This window comes from Halomicrobium katesii DSM 19301 (assembly GCF_000379085.1).
Lineage (GTDB): Archaea > Halobacteriota > Halobacteria > Halobacteriales > Haloarculaceae > Halomicrobium > Halomicrobium katesii.
In genome coordinates, this window is the sequence record NZ_KB905378.1 from 761,764 (window position 1) to 780,282 (window position 18,519).

At 61.6% G+C, this 18,519-nt stretch carries 15 protein-coding genes, 2 tRNA genes and 3 rRNA genes; 7 read left to right on the forward strand and 13 right to left on the reverse strand.

The features are described from left to right. Window positions 1–5: 5 nt before the first annotated feature. The 3 genes from HALKA_RS0103985 to HALKA_RS0103995 form a co-directional block, all read right to left on the reverse strand. The gene (locus tag HALKA_RS0103985) at window positions 6–1,220 is read right to left on the reverse strand and encodes a Gfo/Idh/MocA family protein (RefSeq protein ID WP_018256775.1); all 1,215 of its coding nucleotides are present in this window, start codon (window positions 1,218–1,220) and stop codon (window positions 6–8) included. Between the two features lie 123 nt (window positions 1,221–1,343). Next, the gene (locus HALKA_RS0103990; protein ID WP_018256776.1) at window positions 1,344–1,721 is read right to left on the reverse strand and encodes a truncated hemoglobin; all 378 of its coding nucleotides are present in this window, start codon (window positions 1,719–1,721) and stop codon (window positions 1,344–1,346) included. Between the two features lie 57 nt (window positions 1,722–1,778). Continuing rightward, window positions 1,779–2,528, reverse strand: coding sequence for a DUF429 domain-containing protein (locus tag HALKA_RS0103995; RefSeq protein ID WP_018256777.1), 750 nt, complete (start codon window positions 2,526–2,528; stop codon window positions 1,779–1,781). A 207-nt stretch (window positions 2,529–2,735) separates the two neighbouring features. On the opposite strand from HALKA_RS0103995, the gene HALKA_RS0104000 reads away from it, so the two are divergent. Next, entirely contained in the window at window positions 2,736–2,930 is a 195-nt protein-coding gene (locus HALKA_RS0104000; RefSeq protein ID WP_018256778.1) for a cold-shock protein, read from the forward strand. 170 nt (window positions 2,931–3,100) lie between these two features. Beyond that, window positions 3,101–3,790, forward strand: coding sequence for a carbonic anhydrase (locus tag HALKA_RS0104005; RefSeq protein WP_018256779.1), 690 nt, complete (start codon window positions 3,101–3,103; stop codon window positions 3,788–3,790). Here HALKA_RS0104005 and HALKA_RS0104010 read toward each other — a convergent pair. From HALKA_RS0104010 to HALKA_RS0104025, 4 genes are all read right to left on the reverse strand, one after another. Next, the gene (locus HALKA_RS0104010; protein ID WP_018256780.1) at window positions 3,780–5,042 is read right to left on the reverse strand and encodes a glycosyltransferase family 87 protein; all 1,263 of its coding nucleotides are present in this window, start codon (window positions 5,040–5,042) and stop codon (window positions 3,780–3,782) included. The genes HALKA_RS0104005 and HALKA_RS0104010 overlap by 11 nt on opposite strands. Then, window positions 5,039–5,221, reverse strand: a complete 183-nt coding sequence (locus tag HALKA_RS0104015) for a hypothetical protein (protein ID WP_015761630.1) — start codon at window positions 5,219–5,221, stop codon at window positions 5,039–5,041. The genes HALKA_RS0104010 and HALKA_RS0104015 overlap by 4 nt, the downstream gene beginning before the upstream one ends. A gap of 59 nt (window positions 5,222–5,280) precedes the next feature. After that, complete coding sequence (locus tag HALKA_RS0104020; RefSeq protein WP_018256781.1) at window positions 5,281–5,787, reverse strand: type IV pilin domain-containing protein; 507 nt, start codon at window positions 5,785–5,787, stop codon at window positions 5,281–5,283. 70 nt (window positions 5,788–5,857) lie between these two features. Then, on the reverse strand, window positions 5,858–6,859 hold the full coding sequence (locus tag HALKA_RS0104025; RefSeq protein ID WP_018256782.1) for a glutathione S-transferase family protein: 1,002 nt from the start codon (window positions 6,857–6,859) through the stop codon (window positions 5,858–5,860). Between the two features lie 136 nt (window positions 6,860–6,995). Between HALKA_RS0104025 and HALKA_RS0104030 the strand changes: the two genes are divergently transcribed. From HALKA_RS0104030 to HALKA_RS0104040, 4 genes are all read left to right on the forward strand, one after another. Continuing rightward, a complete protein-coding gene (locus HALKA_RS0104030; protein ID WP_018256783.1) occupies window positions 6,996–7,526 on the forward strand; it encodes a 50S ribosomal protein L16 in 531 nt (176 codons plus the stop codon). A gap of 433 nt (window positions 7,527–7,959) precedes the next feature. Beyond that, window positions 7,960–9,036 (forward strand): hypothetical protein, encoded by a 1,077-nt coding sequence (locus HALKA_RS20750; RefSeq protein ID WP_155119356.1) that lies wholly within the window; start codon window positions 7,960–7,962, stop codon window positions 9,034–9,036. A gap of 47 nt (window positions 9,037–9,083) precedes the next feature. Next, window positions 9,084–9,482: a hypothetical protein gene (locus HALKA_RS0104035; protein ID WP_018256784.1), complete on the forward strand. Its 399-nt coding sequence runs from the start codon at window positions 9,084–9,086 to the stop codon at window positions 9,480–9,482. 96 nt (window positions 9,483–9,578) lie between these two features. Continuing rightward, window positions 9,579–10,445, forward strand: coding sequence for an ATP-grasp domain-containing protein (locus HALKA_RS0104040; RefSeq protein WP_018256785.1), 867 nt, complete (start codon window positions 9,579–9,581; stop codon window positions 10,443–10,445). Window positions 10,446–10,536: 91 nt separating this feature from the next. On the opposite strand, the gene HALKA_RS0104045 is transcribed toward HALKA_RS0104040, so the two are convergent. Further along, a complete protein-coding gene (locus tag HALKA_RS0104045; protein ID WP_018256786.1) occupies window positions 10,537–10,929 on the reverse strand; it encodes an Hsp20/alpha crystallin family protein in 393 nt (130 codons plus the stop codon). A gap of 558 nt (window positions 10,930–11,487) precedes the next feature. Between HALKA_RS0104045 and gap the strand changes: the two genes are divergently transcribed. Further along, window positions 11,488–12,495 (forward strand): type I glyceraldehyde-3-phosphate dehydrogenase, encoded by a 1,008-nt coding sequence (gene gap, locus HALKA_RS0104050; protein WP_015761639.1) that lies wholly within the window; start codon window positions 11,488–11,490, stop codon window positions 12,493–12,495. 106 nt (window positions 12,496–12,601) lie between these two features. On the opposite strand, the gene HALKA_RS0104055 is transcribed toward gap, so the two are convergent. The 5 genes from HALKA_RS0104055 to HALKA_RS0104075 all read right to left on the reverse strand — a co-directional run bounded on the left by HALKA_RS0104055 (window position 12,602) and on the right by HALKA_RS0104075 (window position 17,918). Beyond that, window positions 12,602–12,677, reverse strand: a tRNA-Cys gene (locus HALKA_RS0104055). 230 nt (window positions 12,678–12,907) lie between these two features. Then, window positions 12,908–13,029: ribosomal RNA gene (rrf, locus tag HALKA_RS0104060) — 5S ribosomal RNA — on the reverse strand. A gap of 109 nt (window positions 13,030–13,138) precedes the next feature. Beyond that, window positions 13,139–16,057 (reverse strand): 23S ribosomal RNA (locus HALKA_RS0104065). A gap of 207 nt (window positions 16,058–16,264) precedes the next feature. Further along, window positions 16,265–16,336, reverse strand: a tRNA-Ala gene (locus HALKA_RS0104070). 109 nt (window positions 16,337–16,445) lie between these two features. Then, window positions 16,446–17,918 (reverse strand): 16S ribosomal RNA (locus HALKA_RS0104075). Together the 16S, 23S and 5S rRNA genes with 2 tRNA genes alongside form the textbook arrangement of a ribosomal RNA operon. Window positions 17,919–18,519: the final 601 nt, after the last annotated feature.

The window sequence follows — 18,519 nt, forward strand, 5'->3', positions numbered from 1 at the left end:
AGCTGTCACTCCCGCGCGGGCGGTGGAGTGTACCCCTCCAGATCGGCGTCCCGAAGATCCACGTCGGCCCCGTCTTCGGCGGCCTTGTACGCGGCCATACAGAGCCGGAGGATCCGGACGCCGTCGGACAGGTCGAGCGTGCCGTTCTCGCCGGCTCGGAACGCCGCCACCGCGTCCCGGTTCTCGGCGACGAAACCCGCGGTGACCACGTCGGCGGCGGCGATGGGCATTCGCCCGCTGGTGGCGGTCTGTTTCTCCGCCCACCCCTCGCCCTCGCCCAGCTCGTCCGAGAAGAAGACGCTGGAAGACTCGTCGTCGGACAGCACCTGCCCGGAGTACTCCGGCCCGAGCAGCTCGATCGTCCGACGGACGCCGGAGCCGACGTAACACCACGAGCCCGTCGCCTCAGAGACGACGGTCCGGCCGTCCTCGTCCTCGTAACGCACCGTCGTCCGGGCGTAGTCGTCGACCGGGTTCGACTGGAAGTCGATGCCGAAGTCGGCTTCGAGCTGGTCGGCGTAGTCGTCCTGTTGCCACTTGATCGTCTCCGTGTCGGCGGAGACGCTGACCGGTTCGAGGTCGTCCCCGCCGTCCGGGTCCGACAGCAGGAAGTCGTTGCCCGCGAGCGCGTGACACAGCATGTCCGTCAGCGCGCCCCCGCCCTGCTTGCGGCCGTCCCAGAACCACCCGGAGTGGGGACCGCCGTGTTCGGCCTGCGATCGGGCGATGTAGGGACGGCCGGCCCCGCGGCCCTGCTCCCACAGCAGCGTCCGGAGCTTGTCGATGTCGGGCTCGTGGGGCCAGTTCTCCAGATAGGCGTGGGGGAGGTCCGCTCCCTCGACGAGGTCGACGATCCGGTTGGCCTCCCGGAGGTTCCGGGCGACCGGCTTCTCCAGGGCGATGCCCTGTAGCTCGGCCCCGTCTTCGAGTGCCTCGACGGCCGCCTCGACCACGTCGACGCGCGTGAAGTTCGGGCTGGTCACCCACAGCCCGTCTACGTCGGGGTCCGCGACGAGGTCGGCGACGGCGTCCTCGCCGTAGACGCTCGGATCGCCCCACCCCTCCTCGCGGCAGGTGTCGGCGAGCGATTCCGCGTTCTCCCGCGTGCGGTTCTGGATCCCCGCGACGTGAACGTCCGGGAGATACCCCACGCTGGGCGCGTGCGATTCGCGCGTGATGAATCCCGCGCTGACGAAGCCAATGCCGAAGGAGTCGGTCATACAGGAAGGCAGTGAGCCAACGACTAAAACGCTCAGGGTCGGTCGGCCGTTACCAGTTCCAGGGCCCGTGGTCGGCGTCGATGACGCGCTCGCGGCGGTCGATCGAGTCGATCGGGCCAGCGGTCACACCTCCTCGTCGGGCGAGGCCAGCAGCTCCGTCTCGTAGGCGGCGACGGCGTCGACGACCGCCGCGGCGTCGTCGGCCGGCACGTCGAAGGCGTCGAGGCTCGCTTCCAGCAGTTCGATGGCGCGTTCGATGTGGGTCGGTTCGAAGGGAACGTCGATGTGAGCCTCGCGGACGGGCGCGGCGTCGTAGGTCTCCGGCCCGCCGGCCGCTTCACAGAGGAAGTCGGTCTGTGTCCGACGCAACAGTTCCATGTCCGCGTCAGCGAAGAACGGCCCCAGCTGCTCGTCGGCGACCAGTCGATCGTAGAAGTCGTCGACGACGGCCCGGATGCCCTCCCGCTCGCCGAGTCGCTCGTACAGTGTTCCCTCTGGCATACCGACCGGTCAGTAAGCGACAGTGAAAACGGTGTCTGTCCGCGCGATTCTCGCCGGTCATTCGGGTTCGATCAGCGCCGCCTCGGCCCGGTAGACGATCTGCATCGGCAGGCCGTTGTCGTCGAGCGGTGGTCGGGGCGGGAGCGAACGCAGCCGTCCCTCGTGGGGGAGTGCTGTGTAGGCAAGCGCCACCGCGTCGAGCACGTCGGCGACGGTGACCGGTGTGTCGTCCATCGCCTCGGCGGCAGACTGGACCGCGGGCGGAGCGTCCCGATCGATCGACGCCAGCGTGCGCAGGCGCTCGGCGTAGCCGCCGGCAGTCCGGCGGTCGTGCTCCATGCGCTCGCCCGCGAACGCGAGGAAGGCGACCTCCGGGTGGGCGGCGGCGAGGAGATCGCGGGCATCGGAGAACTCCCGCAGCAGCTGGTCGACCGTCGCGATCGTCTCGCTGAGTTCGAAGGCCTGCTCGGAGAGCGACGTCCCGGTCGCGCGCTCGTGCGTGCGGTTCGCGACGGGGTAGCGCCGCTTGCGCAGCGCCTCGCGTGCCGGCGGAGCGACGATCTCGTCGGCCCGTGGCCCCAGGAGGGTGCGGGCCAGCTCGTCACACTCGCGCTCGCCCTCGGCTTCCTCGACCAGTCCGATCGGCACGTCGACGAGGACCGCGGCCGCGTCGTCCTCGTAGCGAAACCAGAGGTCGCCGATCCCGTCGAAGGTCGCCGCGTGATCGAACCCCTCCCGGTCGAACGCCACCGCGATCCAGGTCCCGTCGGCGACGTGTGCCCCGACCCAGACGCCGTCGTCTGCCATACCGGTCCCTGGCGGTGAGAACACAAAAACGTACGCCGGGCGAGACAGCAGAGACGACAGCGCTCAGACAGGTGCCGACGGATCGAGCCTCGAACCACCGGCGAGCGCGGTGACAGCCCGGTCGAATCTGGGCGCGAGGGGGCCGTGGTCCGTGGTACACCGACCCTCGGAAGTATTATCCGTTCCCCTCTCATGCGTACAGTCGCAATGGCAACCGGTACTGTTGATTTCTTCAACGACACGGGCGGTTACGGCTTTATCGAAACTGAGGACGCTGACGACGACGTGTTCTTCCACATGGAAGACGTGGGCGGCCCGGACCTCGAAGAAGGCCAGGAGATCGAATTCGACATCGAACAGGCCGACAAAGGCCCCCGCGCGACGAACGTCACCCGACTGTAAGTCGGTCGCTTTCGTCAGCGGTCTCGGAGTGCGCGCTCGGCCGTAATCGCCGTTCTGCGTCTCTCCGGCAATTTTCGTTTCTATGAACCGGCCAGCGACGCCGAAACCGTTCGGTGTCTCACGGCCGGTTCGCCAGTGGACTTAACAGCGCGTCGTGAGATCGTTCGAACATGTCCGAACACGTCCGCGCGAGACTGCTGGCGGGAAACCGGGCCCACGTCGAGAGCCGGCCGGCGGGCTACTTCGACGAGGTCCAGGAGGAGCAACACCCGGCGGCCGTCTCGATCTGCTGTGCCGACTCGCGGGTCTCACAGGAGGGGATGTTCGACATCGACGGCCCCGGCTGGCTCTTTACGCCGAGCAATATCGGCAACCAGGCGTGGGACATCGTCGACGGCCAGAAGGTCGTCAACGGCAACCTCCTGTACCCGATCGAGTACACCGGCACGAAGACGATCGCGGTCGTCGGCCACACGGGCTGTGGAGCGGTGACGGCGGCCTACCACGCCGGAACGGGGTCGGGCCACAGCCACCCAAGCGGGATCGCGAAGTGGATCGACACGCTGGGCTCGGTCGTCGCGGACGGTCTGGCGGCCGTCGACACGGACGCCGACGAGGAGACCGTCGTCAACCGACTCGTCGAGTACAACGTCGACCGACAGGTCGCCTTCCTCCAGGACGCCGAGGAGATCCCCGACGACGTGTCGGTGTACGGGTTCGTCTACGACCTCCACGGCGCGTACGACGGCCCCCGCGGGCGGACGTACCTCGTCAACGACGACGGCGAGACCGATCCGGAGGCGGTGCGGGCAGCGCTTGACGGGGGCGACGAGGAGTACGCACAGCGGCTCACTTCGTAGTCGGACGCTCCGTCGGTTCAGTCGCTTCGGACCCGCGAGCGGCGTGTTCGTGGTGCCAGTACACGCAGCCGGCAAAGAGGAGGACGACGCCGACGAGGGGCGGCTGGGCGATCGAGAACAGCGCGCGCGCCGTCACCGCTAGCGCCGCGGCGGTCTCGGGCGAGAGCGGTGCGACGACCAGCAGCTGCTCGACCGCCGGATAAGAGACGATCGCGGAGAGTCCGAGCGTCCCGGCGAGAAAGAGCCCGCGGACGCGCCCCGGCGGCAGGCGATAGAGGACGACCAGCAGCGGGTAGTACAGCAGCGAGTAGTAGAACGGCTCCAGTGGCAGGTACGCGAGCGCGGCCAGCAGCGTCGCGAGGAGCCCGATCAGGCGGCCGACCTCGCTTCGCAGGTCCCGGAGCGACGCCAGCACGACCGGGACCAACAGCGCCAGCGCGACGGCGGCGAGCGCGTCGGGAGACAGCTCCGTGGCGAGTGCGGCCAAGGGCCGCCGAATCGTCACGAACATCGCCGACGGATCGAGGCCGCCGGAGAAGGCCTCGGCCTGCCGCTCGCCGGGGACGACTTCGGTGAAGAAGGTTCGTGTCGGCCCGACACCGAACACGACCAGACCGGCCGCGATCGTCCCGAGTCCGGTCGCGATCGCAGCGCCGACGGCACGCCAGGACCGCTGGGCCAGGAGCCAGAGCCCGGCCACGGCCGGGAACAGCTTCACCGCCCCGGCCAGCGCGAAGGCCGCGCCGGCACGCAGTTCACGGCCACCGGCCAGCAGTCGCGCGCCGACGGCGATCGCCAGGGCCAACTGGAGGTTCACCTGTCCCATCACCAGCACCGGCACCGAGTGGACCGAGGCGAGGACGACCCCGCCCACGAGCAGGCGGTCCCGCCGGGCCAGCGCGACACCGGCGTCCTCGATGGCACGGACGATCACCGCCGCGAGGACGGCAGCCGTCGCGAGGGTGAGCGCGGTCTGGAACAGGTACGCACCCAGCGGACTCCCGGTCAGGACGTGCGGGACGAACGCCAGCAACACCAGCGGCGGATAGATGTAGTGAAAGGTCGGATGGGACGGAGGCGTCACGGCGTAGGGGTCCCCGCCGGCCAACAGCGTCGTGCCGGCGTGGTAGTACACGTCGGTGGCGACCGCCACCTGTGCGGGGCGAAGCAGCGGCACGGCGAGCAGGTAGACCAGTCCCGCGACGATCGTGGTCGCGAGCGTCGCCCGCACCGCTGTGCGCTCGTCGGTCACTGTGAGTTCTTCGTGAGTTCCGTCAGCGGGACGAGACGGTGCTCGACTGTCGGCTTCGTGTACCCCGCCGACTCCTCGGTAACGCCCGCGGTGTACACCTCGACTTTCTGCTGGAGCACGTGGGGCTCGCCCTGCTTGTTCTTGATGATGTCGACCGACTGCCACGCCTCGGATTCCATGCCCGTTCTGAGAGTGGCGATCTACCTCATACTTGCGGTGGTCACCACCGCCCAGCCGGTCAACGAGTCGGTTCCCAGCGCCAGACGATCGCCGACTCCTCGCGGTCGGGCTCCTGTGGGTCCCAGACCAGACGGATTTCGGCGTCGCTGAGATCGAGGTACGCACCCGACGACGGAGTCGGCGTCACCTGTTTCGCACCGATCGAGACCGTGTCGCCCGCATCGAGGACCGTGCCGGCCTGTGTCCCCAACGGATCGGCACTCTCGTCGACCGCGACGGACGTGCCCGTCGAGTCGACGGCACCACGGAGCTGCAGCGACAGCTGGCGAGTCTCGATCCGGTCGCCACTCCGGACGGTGAGACGGAAGTACTGACCGTTCGGCGTCGTCTGTTCGTCGTACTGGGCCGTCATCGCGACCGACGGAGCGGGCTCCTGGCCACGATCACCGAACTGGAGCGCGAAGACGCTGATCGTCGCCGCGAGGATCACCGCGATCGCGACCAGTACCACCACGCCGACGACGGGACTGACGCCTCTGTCACCTCGACCACCCACGGTCGTCATCGTTCCGTCTGTCGGACCCGAACGGCTTAAATCATCGTTCGAGATCGAACGGTGAGACGGTCAGCCGAGATTAGTCCGCCGTTTCCAGCAGCGCCTCGGGCGGCTCGCCCGGTAGTTCGTCGCGGTCGTGGGGCGCGTCGAAGTCGGGCTCGGGGCCGGCCGGGACGATCCGCTTGGGACTCACGTCCGGGTGGGTCGTGTAGTAGTGCTCTTTGATGTGGTCGACGTTCACCGTCTCGCTCACGCCCGGGGTCTGGTACAGGTCACGCAGATACGGCCAGAGGTTGTCGTACTGCTCGATGAGACGGCGGTTACACATGAAGTGGGTGTGGTACACCTCGTCGAAGCGCACCAGCGTCGTGAACATGCAGATGTCGGCCTCCGTGAGCCGATCGCCAGCGAGGTAGCGCTGGTCGGCGAGCACCGCGTCCCAGTGGTCCAGCGCGTCGAACAGTTCGTCGACGGCGTCGTCGTAGGCCGCCTGGCTGTCGGCGAAGCCGGTGCGGTAGACGCCGTTGTTGATCGGCTCGTAGATCTCGTCGATGATGCGGTCGATCTCCTCGCGGTAGCCCTCCGGGTAGAGGTCCACGTCTCGGGTCGCGACCGCGTCGAACTCGGTGTCGAGCATCCGCAGGATCTCTTCGGACTCGTTGTTGACGATCGTCTCCGCTCGTTTGTCCCACAGCACGGGAACGGTCACGCGACCCGTCATCCCCGGGTCGGCGGCCTGGTACACCTCGCGCAGGTAGTCGCTGCCGTTGACGCTGTCCTCGGTACAGCCGGCCTTTTTTGACGTGAACTGCCAGCCGTCGTCGCCGCGGAACGGATCGACGTAATCGACGGAGATCGCGTCTTCGAGCCCCTTCAGCGACCGGACCAACAGCGTTCGGTGAGCCCACGGGCAGGCCAGACAGACGTAGAGGTGATACCGGCCGGCCTCGGGCTGGAAGCGTGCGTCGGGATCGTCCTCGATACGGTCTCGGAACGACGTGGCCCCCCGCTCGAACTCCCCGTCCTCGTTCGTCGTCTGATAGGCGTCAGTGCGCCACTCCCCGTCTACGAGCATGTTCATCGTACTCTCTCTTGGGGCTACACGTTCAAAAACAGCCCAGTGACACGGGGGTAACCGTGCAACAGCGACACACGGAGCCGCCGGGAGTTCGAAGGCTTAATACGCTCGCTCGGCCACGTATCCGCCAAGAGTATCTATGTCGGACAAGCCAGCCTCGATGTACCGGGAAATCAACAAGCCCTCGTACACGCGCCGCGAGTACATCACGGGCATTCCCGGTTCGAAGATCGCACAGCACCAGATGGGTAACAAGGACGCCGACCCCGAGGACTACCCGGTCCAGATCTCCCTGATCGTCGAGGAAGAGTGCCAGCTGCGCCACGGTTCCATGGAGGCCTCGCGCCTCTCGGCGAACCGCCACCTCATCAAGGAGTTCGGCGAAGGCAACTACAAGATGACGCTGCGGAAGTTCCCCCACCAGGTCATCAGGGAGAACAAACAGGCGACCGGTGCCGGGGCCGACCGTGTCTCCGACGGCATGCGCCAGGCCTTCGGGAAGATCGTCGGCACCGCCGCCCGCGTCCAGGCCGGCGAGCATCTGTTCACGGCCTACTGCGAGGTCGACCAGGCCGAGGAAGTCAAGGAAGCGTTCCGCCGCGCGTACAACAAGATCACGCCCCCGTGCCGAATCAAGGTCGAACGCGGCGAAGAGCAGCTGATCGCGTAAGCTAAAGCGGCGCTAGTGCGACTGCTCGCGGGTCTTTCTTCCCCGTTCGCATATTCCGAGGTCCCTTCGATCGCTACACTCCATCACCGCCTCGCGGTCCTCGTCCGTAGTTATCCACCGGGAGAGCAAACTCTCCCGAGACGCACTGGGCAAGGCCACTGTTTTTCCGTAGTGACGGCGGATATACGCATCAGAATTGACTTGCCCAACCGAGTGCTCGCGTAATGACACGCTTGTGACCACTAATTTATTATCGACAATACACTCCAGTCGAGTATCAGAATCAAAGTACAGACAGCGAACCATAGTGTTTGCTCTGTCTGCCGACCCATCCTATCAAATTAATTGAGTGGAAGTAGCAAAGTAAAGCACTGGTTTATAATATACTATAATAGTTAGATGTGTTATATTTTATCACACCGTAAAATATAATATGATACTCGGCCAACATAATATTGGAATATCAAGAAAAGAAGCCCTCGATAGACGGTCCCTGCTAGAAGTGATTGGCTCTGGATTTGCTGTCGCATCGCCACCGACTGCAGCTGCCAGACAAGATCAACAGTCTGGATCGGATAGATCCCGGCGGGACCACCGCAGTGGAGAAACAGGCGATTTTCAAGACTTCCTTGACCGACTCGAGTCCGTGAGGGAACCACACGATGGTACCGTGGACACTTCAACGACGGAGATTAGTACCGATCCCAAAGTATTCGAACGGTCACTGGAGTTTGCCGATGGATCTCGAACGACAATCATCTTCAAGGTGAAGTCCGCTCGTGTTATCAGAGCGGTGTGGGATAACCAAGAGTATATTTTGGACAAGCGGGAGAGTCCACTGACCGGTGACCGCATTAGTGCGCAATCACTCAATTCAAAGATTCGAAACAACGCCGGCTCCCTCACCCCCGGTAATGAATGGACTCAGGTCCAAATTGGTAACGACAGGACATTCACGTCAGCGACACATGATCGAGCGAAAACAATCAATGATTGGATGGGTGACGCTAATTCCGACACCGATGGTAATGAGTGTCAGGCGTCAACTCAAGCGACCGCTCTCGGTATTCCCGGAGCCTTCGCACAAACCTGGGTCAGTCTCGAGATAGAGAATTCCGCGTCCGAACCAGATGACAAACATGCTGATTTCGAGATATCTACGGAACGGGCTGTCGCTTGGACGGCACAGGTCACGCCAACGTTCCCAGGTGGCGCCAGTGGTAAATGGGGGATCGCGGGATACGTCTGGGATTACGAGGCAGAAGAGTTTATTGATATCGAGAGAATTGCCGACGGTATGGTCGCCCCAGTTGATTTCCGGACTAGTACCGGTGAGAGCACGACAGATATCGGAGTGAATCTCGAAGCCGGAAAACATTATGCAGTCGACATTTACGCAGGCTGTCACTCAACTGCTATTTTTGTAGGCAATTCCACAGTTGATATGGATCCCAGCGGAGACTTTGACGGCGGGGTGACCTGGGATGCTATTGAGCTGAACTGGAGTTAGAGATCATTTAGTTTTTTCATCTGTAGAATGTATTTACCAACGTAGCTATGAAGAGTTTTTCAATAGACAAGGTTCGAACCATCTGGGTCGGTATTATTTCTATTGGATGTGCGTTTTCGGTGGCTGCGTGGGTTCTTCCCCAATTATCGGACCTGTACGTCAAAGTGTTCGTCGGCCTCCAGATCGCAATCGCGACACCGCTTGCCGTCAGACACATCGCCAAACGTGTCGAACTTTCTGGTCGCCTCTACAGATTGTATAAAGTTTGGTTCGTTCTCTTACTCCCGCTCTACGTCGCTCTCGGAACAGTCGTTCCGATGGACGCTGTCACGAGTGCCCGCGTCTTCGTCGGTGGATTCGTGATCTCGCTCCTCTTTGCAACCCTCATAGTTGTGCGTGACATCGACGAAGCACTGTGGCGACTCATCGACGAACATACCCCCTAACTGAGTCAATCACACACTTCAGAAAGCGAAGTTCGTACTCCTCACTCAGGCGGCTCGAATAGGTAGCCTTTGTATCATTCCGCTCAAAATAGAGGTATGCTCAAGCTGGCGGTCCCGACGAGAGCCGAGACGTTCGAGCGCATGCGCGAGCCACTGGCCCAGCGTGGAATCGAGGTCTCGCACGTCCGGACCGACGAGCGAACGATCGCCATCGCCGACTCGCCGTTCGACGAGTACGACGCCGGCTTCGTCTTCCCACCGCGGCTCGCGGAAGGCGGCGTCGCCGACGCGCTACTGGGCGTCCCGTGGGTCAACGGCCGCGAGGCGATCTTGCGTTCCCGACACAAGGGCGAGGCACTCGCCCACCTCTCGCAGGCCGGCGTCCCGACACCCGAGACTGTCGTCGTCTCCGATCCCGTCGACGAAGCCGATCTCAGAGCAGCCTTCGAGCAGTTCGACCCGCCGGTGGTCGTCAAGCCCAACGCGACGACCCGCGGCGTCGGCGTCGCGAAGGCCCACGACCTCGACTCCTTTCTGGGCGTCTGCGATTACCTGGATCTGGTCCACGACTATCGGGCGACCGGCGACCAGTCGTTTCTCGTCCAGGAGTATCTCCCCGACGCACGGGACTACCGGGCGATGGTCGTCGACGGCGAGTACGTCGGCGCGGTCGAGCGCCGCCTCCCCGAGGACGCACTGGCCAGCGGCCAGTGGAAGCACAACGTCCACCGCGGGGCCGAGGCCACCGGCGTGACGCTCGCACCCGACGAACGGGAACTGGTACGCCGAGCAGCAGCGGCGCTGGAGATCGACTATCTCGGCGTCGATCTGCTCGTGACCGACGACCGCACGGTCGTCAACGAGACCAACGCGCGCCCGACGATCGACAGCGCCACGAAATACGAAGACGGGTTCTGGGACGACGTAGCAGCGCTGATCGAAGCGACGGCAGCGAGTCAGTAGCCCAGCGATTCATACGGTTTATTGTAGTTGCTTGCCGGTGATCGTCGCCACGGAGTAGACGATCACCGGTAAATCGCTACAATAATCCGTATCAGTTCAGACTGATGTCGCTGGGATCTTCTGCACGGTCGAACGTAACTTCGAGAATACCGTTGTTGTACGTCGCGTTCGCGGAGTGCTCGTCGACGCGGGCCGGCAGCGTGATCTGGTCGTCGTAGTCGCGGTGGGTCCCGGCCGCCTCAATCGTCAAGACCGTTCCGTCACACTTCAGATCGATATCGTCCTTGTCGACGCCCGGCACGTCGGCGACGACCCGGAGCTGATCGTCCGTCTCGTGTACGTCGAGGTGCATATCTGTGCCTCTCGAACCGCCGCCACCCTGTTCGATGTGGACGTCGCCCTCCGGTCCCATCACGTCGTTCATCATCCGCTCTAGCTCGCGGAAGAACTCGTCGAAGGGGTCGTCGCGGTCGTCGCGTCTCATCCTACCTACCCTAGACGGACGTTGGGGAATAAACCTTCGGCCCACCTGTCGGGAAGCCGAACGCCGGTCTGTAATGAGCACGATCGAGAGCCACGGTGAGCGCCCGTGTACGCGGAGACGCTGATGGGCACCACGTCGATAGCCGTACTGTCGGGACGGTGTCCGGACACACTATCCAGCCATCGACACCGAAACGCACACCGTAGACATCGACGCGACGAGTGTGAACGAAACGGTCCGGTTGCGATTGTTTGAGATCGATTTTGATTGGGATATATCGGCCAGACAACGTTCAGAGACGCAGCCACGAACTCACACCGTGAATAGCAGTATAACGTCGACACGCCTCGCAGATACAACCACATTGCCGGCAGAGAACAGAATTACAATACTAAATAAACTATCCTGCACCCATATATTGACAATCCGAATAGAATGCCGGCTGTTTCAGTGAGAACAGCGACCAGTTGCGGTGCCAGACGTTGACAACAAGAGGTAACAGTACCGAACCACGTCCACTTCGAAAACCATTTACTGACGGTGGACGGGCTATGTACCATGAGCGAAGAAACTGTTCGCGTCGGAGTCAACGGCTTCGGTCGCATCGGTCGCAACGTGTTCCGCGCATCGCTGGACAACGACGCCATCGAGATCGTCGGCATCAACGACGTGATGGAAGACGAGGAGATGGAGTATCTCGCCAAGTACGACTCCGTCATGGGACGACTCGACGGTGCCAGCCTCGACGACGGAACTCTGACCGTCGAGGGGACCGACTTCGAGGCGGGCGTCTTCCACGAGACCGATCCGACCCAGCTCCCCTGGGAGGAGCTGGACGTCGACATCACCTTCGAGTCGACCGGCATCTTCCGCAGCCACGAAGACGCGAGCCAACATCTCGACGCCGGTGCCGACAAAGTCGTCATCTCCGCACCGCCGAAGGGCGACACGCCGGTCAAACAACTCGTCTACGGCGTCAACCACGACGAGTACGACGGCGAAGACGTCGTCTCGAACGCGTCCTGTACGACAAACTCCATCACTCCGGTTGCGAAGGTACTACAAGACGAATTCGGGATCGAGTCGGGCCAGTTGACGACGGTCCACGCCTACACTGGCACCCAAAACCTCGTCGATGGGCCCAACAGCAAGCCCCGCCGTCGCCGCGCTGCGGCCGAGAACATCATCCCGACGACGACGGGCGCTGCTCAGGCCGCGACCGAAGTCCTCCCCGAACTCGAAGGGAAACTCGACGGGATGGCCATGCGCGTCCCGGTTCCCGACGGTTCGATCACCGAGTTCGTCTGTACACTCGAAACGGACGCCACCGAGAGCGACATCAACGCCGCCTTCGAGGCCGCCGCCGACGGAGAACTCGAAGGCGTACTGGGCGTCAGTGACGACCCGATCGTCTCTCGGGACGTGCTGGGCCAGCCCTACTCGACGATGGTCGACCTCGAGAACACGAACGTCGTCGGCGACCTCGTCAAAGTGCTGACCTGGTACGACAACGAGTTCGGCTTCGCTAACCGCATGCTCGACCTCGCAGCGTTCGTCGCCGAGTAACTCCTCTTTCCAGCGGATTCTACCGTCTTCTCGATCGAACACACTGATTCGTCACCGAGTCGATGGTCGAGGGTCGAACCACTCTTTCAGCCCATGTATCGTAGAAAGCCAAGGGCCGGATTTGAACCGGCGATGGGCGGCTCTGCAGGCCGCTGCGTTAGGCCGAACTCTGCCACCTTGGCGCAATTTCAGGTAATGGGGTGGTTCGCTTAAGCGTAGCGGTCTCGGTTCGACTCTCGTTTGATCGACGAAACCGCGACCGCTGCCGTGGCGTGTCTACGATCACAAGGCCGCGCCAGAGCTGCCGATCGACACAGTGTCACCACTTCTCGGCTCGGAGAGAGCACTGCCGCTGTCGATCGACATGAAAAAAGCCCACAGCCGTAATGGCTGCGGGCTCTAAAGTATGAGTAGCAGGCGGCGAACCGGCTTTCCCAGGGGTTCGCACACCCCAGTACTCACTGGAACGCTGGCAGGCTTAACGTCCGTGTTCGGGATGGGTACGGGTGTTTCCCTGCCGCTATGGCCGCCTTTACGCCGAGTCGTGGAGTCGAACCACGAGGATACCAGTCTCGGTCTCCGCGTCTACGTGCGATCCAGTGAACGCCTGGACTCGTGCAACGCAACGAGTCACAGTGCAATGAGTGTGTGGCTTCGGTCGATTAGTGCTCGCGGGCTCAACGTCTCGTTGCCTCGACGCGTACACCCCGAGTCTATCTATCTCGTCTTCTACGAGTGATCTCTGCGGTATCTCTTTTCCAGGTGGGTTTCGAGCTTAGATGCATTCAGCTCTTACCCCGTGTGGCGTGGCTGCCCGGCACGTGCCCTCTCGGACAATCGGTACACCAGTGGCCACCAATCGGAGTTCCTCTCGTACTATACGATCGTTCCTGTCAGATACCTTTACACCCCCAATAGATAGCAGCCGACCTGTCTCACGACGGTCTAAACCCAGCTCACGACCTCCTTTAATAGGCGAACAACCTCACCCTTGCCCGCTGCTGCACGGGCAGGATGGAGGGAACCGACATCGAGGTAGCAAGCCACCGGGTCGATATGTGCTCTTGCCGGTGACGACTCTGTTATCCCTAGGGTAGCTTTTCTGTCGTAGATCGGCCCGCATCAAGCAGGCGCATCCGTTCGCTAGACCACGCTTTCGCGTCAGCGTCACCGTGTTGGTAGTGACACTGTCAAGCCATCTTTTGCTCTTGCGCTCTTCGCCGCGTCTCTGTCACGGCTGAGATGGCCTTAGGGCGCGCTCGATATTCTTTCGAGCGCGTACCGCCCCAGTCAAACTGCCCGGCTATTGGTGTCCTCCGCCAGGAGTGAGGGTCACAGTCACTACCGGGTAGTGTTTCATGTCTGACTCGGTGGTCCGCTAGCGCGGATACCTGTGTAATGTCTCCTACCTACCCTGCACAGTAGCGACCATGTCCCAGCAACAGCCTGCAGTAAAGCTCCATAGGGTCTTCGCTTCCCCTTGGGGGTCTCCAGACTCCGCACTGGAACGTACAGTTCACCGGGCCCAACGTTGGGACAGTGACGCTCTCGTTAATCCATTCATGCAAGCCGCTACTGAAGCGGCAAGGTACTACGCTACCTTAAGAGGGTCATAGTTACCCCCGCCGTTGACGGGTCCTTCGTCCTATTGTACTAGGTGTTCAGATACCCGCACTGGGCAGGATTCAGTGACCGTACGAGTCCTTGCGGATTTGCGGTCACCTATGTTGTTACTAGACAGTCGGAGCGTCCGAGTCACTGCGACCTGCTCCTGTCAGGAGCAGGCATCCCTTATTCCGAAGGTACGGGACTAACTTGCCGAATTCCCTAACGTCGGTTGTTCCCGACAGGCCTTGGCTTTCGCCGCCACGAGCACCTGTGTCGGATCTCGGTACGGATCGTATGCTCCCTTTTCACGGGCCCCAGGTTGAACCAAGTTACCCTTTCTCGCCGTTCGTCCGCTTCCTGCCGTTACGGCTTCCACGAATTTGGACGGTTCGACCGGGCGAAGGCCCGGCTTGGTCGACCCCGAGGCGTCGGTTTCACTGCATACGAGCGCTGGAATATTAACCAGCTTCCCATGTCGTCCCCTTCGAATTACGGGGGGACTTAGGACCGGCTAACCCTCAGTTGACGAACAGTGCTGAGGAACCCTTGCTCGTTCGGCCGTCGGAATTCTCACCCGACTATCGCTGCTACTATGGCCAGAATTGTCGTCACCGATCGGTCCACAGGAGTTCTCACCCCTGCTTCCATCCAATCGGAGCGCCAACCTACTCGATCTCCCTTTCACGGGAGCGGCCAGGTCTCGGTGGTGGATTTGAGTCCCGATCATTTTCAGCGCCTCAAACCTCGGCCGGTAAGCTGTTACGCTATTCTTAGAGGGTAGCTGCTTCTAAGCTCACCTCCCGGCTGTCTAGGGCTTGAGACCACTTTCGATCACACTTAATCCACACTTTGGGACCTTAACCCGGCGCTGGGTTGTCTCCCTTACGGTACACAGGCTTACCCCGCATACCGGACTGCCCGCGTCGACAGCGTTCGTAGGTTCGGAGTTTGACAGAAGTGTTCACTTCTCTCGAAATGAAGCACCTCAATCGGTCGCTCTACCCCACGAACTACCTCGGCGGACGTCATGCTTCGACATGTTTTGGTTGGAACCAGCTGTTTCCGGGTTCGATGGGCCTTTCACCCCTACACGTAGGTCACGGGAGGGTATTGTAGGACACCATCCCTAACGGGCCTCCACGTGCCTTTCGGCACGCTTCACCCTGCCCACGCGTAGATCACCCGGTTTCGGGTCGTGCTCGTTTGACTCCCCGCCCTTGAAGACGGCGGCCCTCGCAATGCTGCGGCCATGTCGGTTTCCCTATGCCTTCCCCGATTATCGGGTTAGACTCGCCAAACAGGCACACTCTCTGGCTCGTTTTTCAAAACGCACGACGGAACTTCGGCTTCCTGTAAGTCCTACTGACGGCTCGCGCCGCTCTCGTTTGTTACAGGACCTTGTAAGCCCCGTCGCTCGATCGCCACCTGATTTCAAGCCCTATTGCAACCCCCGTCTGAGGGTGCTTTTCAGCGTTCGCTCACGCTACTTGTTCACTATCGGTCTCGGAGAGTATTTAGCCTTGGCAGTCGATGCCTGCCGTCTTGACGAGGGATTTCCAACCCCCGCTACTCTGGAGCTACCACACGACGTACTGACCTTCACTACGGGGTTGTCACCCTGTATCACGCTTCGTTCCAGAAGACTTCGTGAAGACGGTCGGCCGATGAAAGGTAGTCCGTGCACCACATTGCCCGTGAGGGCTTCGGTTTGGGCTGTGTCGCGTTCACTCGCGGTTAGTAACGACATCGCATTGCGCTTTCTGTTCCTCTCGATACTAAGATGTTTCAATTCTCGAGGTTCCCCATTGCGCGAAGCAATTGTAAGAGGGATTCCCATTCGGAGATCCATGGTTCTTCGCCTCCGTGCGGCTCCCCATGGCTTTTCGCAGCTTGGCACGTCCGTCATCGGCTTCCGAGCCGAGCTATCCACCAGGCGGCACAGTAGCCAACGTCAAATTTGGTTGTGACTCGATGAAATTGCACGAGTCCAGTGGACGCCTGGATCGCACGTACACGCGGTGTCATCAGTACAGCCGGTGCGACCCGGTCTGTACATCAACCCTTCCTACCCACGCTTGCACGGAGTAGTGCACTGGTCTGCCGTACATCGTTCGAGCGCCGTCCCACACTTAAGGGGCTCGGTTCGAACACGTACGGGGTATGGACCCACTGGGATTTGAACCCAGGGCTTCCTCCTTGCAAAGGAGGTGCTCTGCCGCTGAGCTATGGGCCCGACGCCTCGTCCGCAACGTTAGCCCTAGTAGTTCATAGGTGCCCGGTCGACGGGTGTCGGTGGACGCTGCCAAAGGTGGGCCAGGCGCGTCGGCCTGGTCCCGATCGTTAGGAGGTGATCCAGCCGCAGATTCCCCTACGGCTACCTTGTTACGACTTAAGCCCCCTTGCGAAGCCCAGATTCGACCATCGCATGATGGCCTCATCCGGACCTCACTCGGGTGCTTTGACGGGCGGTGTGTGCAAGGAGCAGGGACGTATTCACCGCGCGCTTCTGACACGCGATTACTACCGAATCCAGCTTCATGTGGGCGAGTTTCAGCCCACAATCCGAACTACGACCGAGTTTAGGGGATTAGCTCCACCTCTCGGTGCCGCATCCCACTGTCTCGACCATTGTAGCCCGCGTGTTGCCCAGTCCATTCGGGGCATACTGACCTACCGTTGCCCGTTCCTTCCTCCAACTTAGCGTTGGCAGTCCTCCTAGTGTACCCAACTACCACAAGGGTATTGCTGGCAACTAGGAGTGCGGGTCTCGCTCGTTGCCTGACTTAACAGGACGCCTCACGGTACGAGCTGACGGCGGCCATGCACCTCCTCTCAGCAGCGTCGGGTAAAGTCGTCAACTTGACCGTCATTACTGCTGTCGGGACTGGTGAGATGTCCGGCGTTGAGTCCAATTAAACCGCAGGCTCCTCCGGTTGTAGTGCTCCCCCGCCAATTCCTTTAAGTTTCATCCTTGCAGACGTACTTCCCAGGCGGCTCGCTTCTCGGCTTCCCTACGGCACAGCGCAGGCTCGTAGCCTGCGGCACACCTAGCGAGCATCGTTTACAGCTAGGACTACCCGGGTATCTAATCCGGTTCGAGACCCTAGCTTTCGTTCCTCACCGTCGGGTCCGTCTTTCTGAGGCGCTTTCGCCACCGGTGGTCCGTCTAGGATTACGGGATTTCACTCCTACCCCAGACGTACCCCTCAGATCTTCCGGCCCCAAGCCAGTCAGTTTCCGCTGGACGCCGACGCGTTGAGCGCGTCGATTTCCCAACAGACTTGACCGGCCGGCTACGAACGCTTTAGGCCCAATAATAGCGGCCATCACTCGTGCTGCCGGTATTACCGCGGCGGCTGGCACCGGTCTTGCCCAGCACTTGTTCCTGTACCACCTTACGGTACAGAAAAGCGAGGGCTATATGCCCTCGCACTCGGAGTCCCCCTATCGCACTGTCGTGCAGTGTAAAGGTTTCGCGCCTGCTGCGCCCCGTAGGGCCCGGTATCTTGTCTCAGATACCGTCTCCGGGTTCTTGCTCTCACAACCCGTACCGATTATAGGCACGGTGGGCCGTTACCCCACCGTCTACCTAATCGGCCGCAGCCACATCCTATGGCGCCGGAGCGTTTCCAGCTCTCGACACTCCAGCCTGAGAGCTGTATCGGGTATTAGCCTCAGTTTCCCGAGGTTATTCCCGTCCATAGGGTAGTTTGGCCACGTGTTACTGAGCTATCTGCCGCGGGTCTAAGCCCGCGCGACTAGCATGGCTAAATCGGACTCCGATAGCAATGGCCTCCGGCAGGATCAACCGGAATGTCCCCTGCAGAGCAGGGGGGTTAGGCGGGATCACACCCATAAGGGTGTGGTCGCTATCGAAGAGCGTCCGACGACACCCGTCGACCGAGTGTCACCGAACTACTAGAGCTAACATCAGATTCCATCTTGACGGCGGACCGCAGGGGTGGAATCCTCATTTTTTCGGACCTGAACATACTCCCGAAGACATCATAAAGCCTTCGAGTTGTGTTCGGCGAGAGGGACTCGCCGTGTGGTCCGTGTGGCCAGGGGTTCGTCCCCAGCCAGGCATCGGTTGCGTCCAAGCCGAACACCCTGTTACAGTTAAGGGCGTCGGATGGACACGAGGCCCGGCAAGGGCGGTCTGCCCTGCGCCGCTTCGTATTACGTTTGAGGAGCAGGGAGAACTTAAGGGCGTCGAACGAACCCCGCTACGGCATGCGGTTACATGGGTATGTTGGGGGTCGTACGGTAGTACACCGATACTGCCGGCTGTAACTGTCTCAGGATATTCGCGACCACGAGGTCGCAAAATTCTGTACAGACGTACAGTCACCGGTATGAAAGCGGCCAGCAGGTCGATAAACAAAGAGACCGCCGACTGCACTGTGTCGGGATAGT

Coding starts and splice junctions, on each gene's coding strand:
- HALKA_RS0104025 (WP_018256782.1), bottom strand. CDS start 6,859: ATGAACATGCTCGTAGACGGGGAGTGGCGCACTGACGCCTATCAGACG.
- HALKA_RS0104040 (WP_018256785.1), top strand. CDS start 9,579: ATGCTCAAGCTGGCGGTCCCGACGAGAGCCGAGACGTTCGAGCGCATG.
- HALKA_RS0103985 (WP_018256775.1), bottom strand. CDS start 1,220: ATGACCGACTCCTTCGGCATTGGCTTCGTCAGCGCGGGATTCATCACG.
- HALKA_RS20750 (WP_155119356.1), top strand. CDS start 7,960: ATGATACTCGGCCAACATAATATTGGAATATCAAGAAAAGAAGCCCTC.
- HALKA_RS0104020 (WP_018256781.1), bottom strand. CDS start 5,787: ATGACGACCGTGGGTGGTCGAGGTGACAGAGGCGTCAGTCCCGTCGTC.
- HALKA_RS0104030 (WP_018256783.1), top strand. CDS start 6,996: ATGTCGGACAAGCCAGCCTCGATGTACCGGGAAATCAACAAGCCCTCG.
- gap (WP_015761639.1), top strand. CDS start 11,488: ATGAGCGAAGAAACTGTTCGCGTCGGAGTCAACGGCTTCGGTCGCATC.
- HALKA_RS0104045 (WP_018256786.1), bottom strand. CDS start 10,929: ATGAGACGCGACGACCGCGACGACCCCTTCGACGAGTTCTTCCGCGAG.
- HALKA_RS0104015 (WP_015761630.1), bottom strand. CDS start 5,221: ATGGAATCCGAGGCGTGGCAGTCGGTCGACATCATCAAGAACAAGCAG.
- HALKA_RS0104035 (WP_018256784.1), top strand. CDS start 9,084: ATGAAGAGTTTTTCAATAGACAAGGTTCGAACCATCTGGGTCGGTATT.
- HALKA_RS0104000 (WP_018256778.1), top strand. CDS start 2,736: ATGGCAACCGGTACTGTTGATTTCTTCAACGACACGGGCGGTTACGGC.
- HALKA_RS0103990 (WP_018256776.1), bottom strand. CDS start 1,721: ATGCCAGAGGGAACACTGTACGAGCGACTCGGCGAGCGGGAGGGCATC.
- HALKA_RS0104005 (WP_018256779.1), top strand. CDS start 3,101: ATGTCCGAACACGTCCGCGCGAGACTGCTGGCGGGAAACCGGGCCCAC.
- HALKA_RS0103995 (WP_018256777.1), bottom strand. CDS start 2,528: ATGGCAGACGACGGCGTCTGGGTCGGGGCACACGTCGCCGACGGGACC.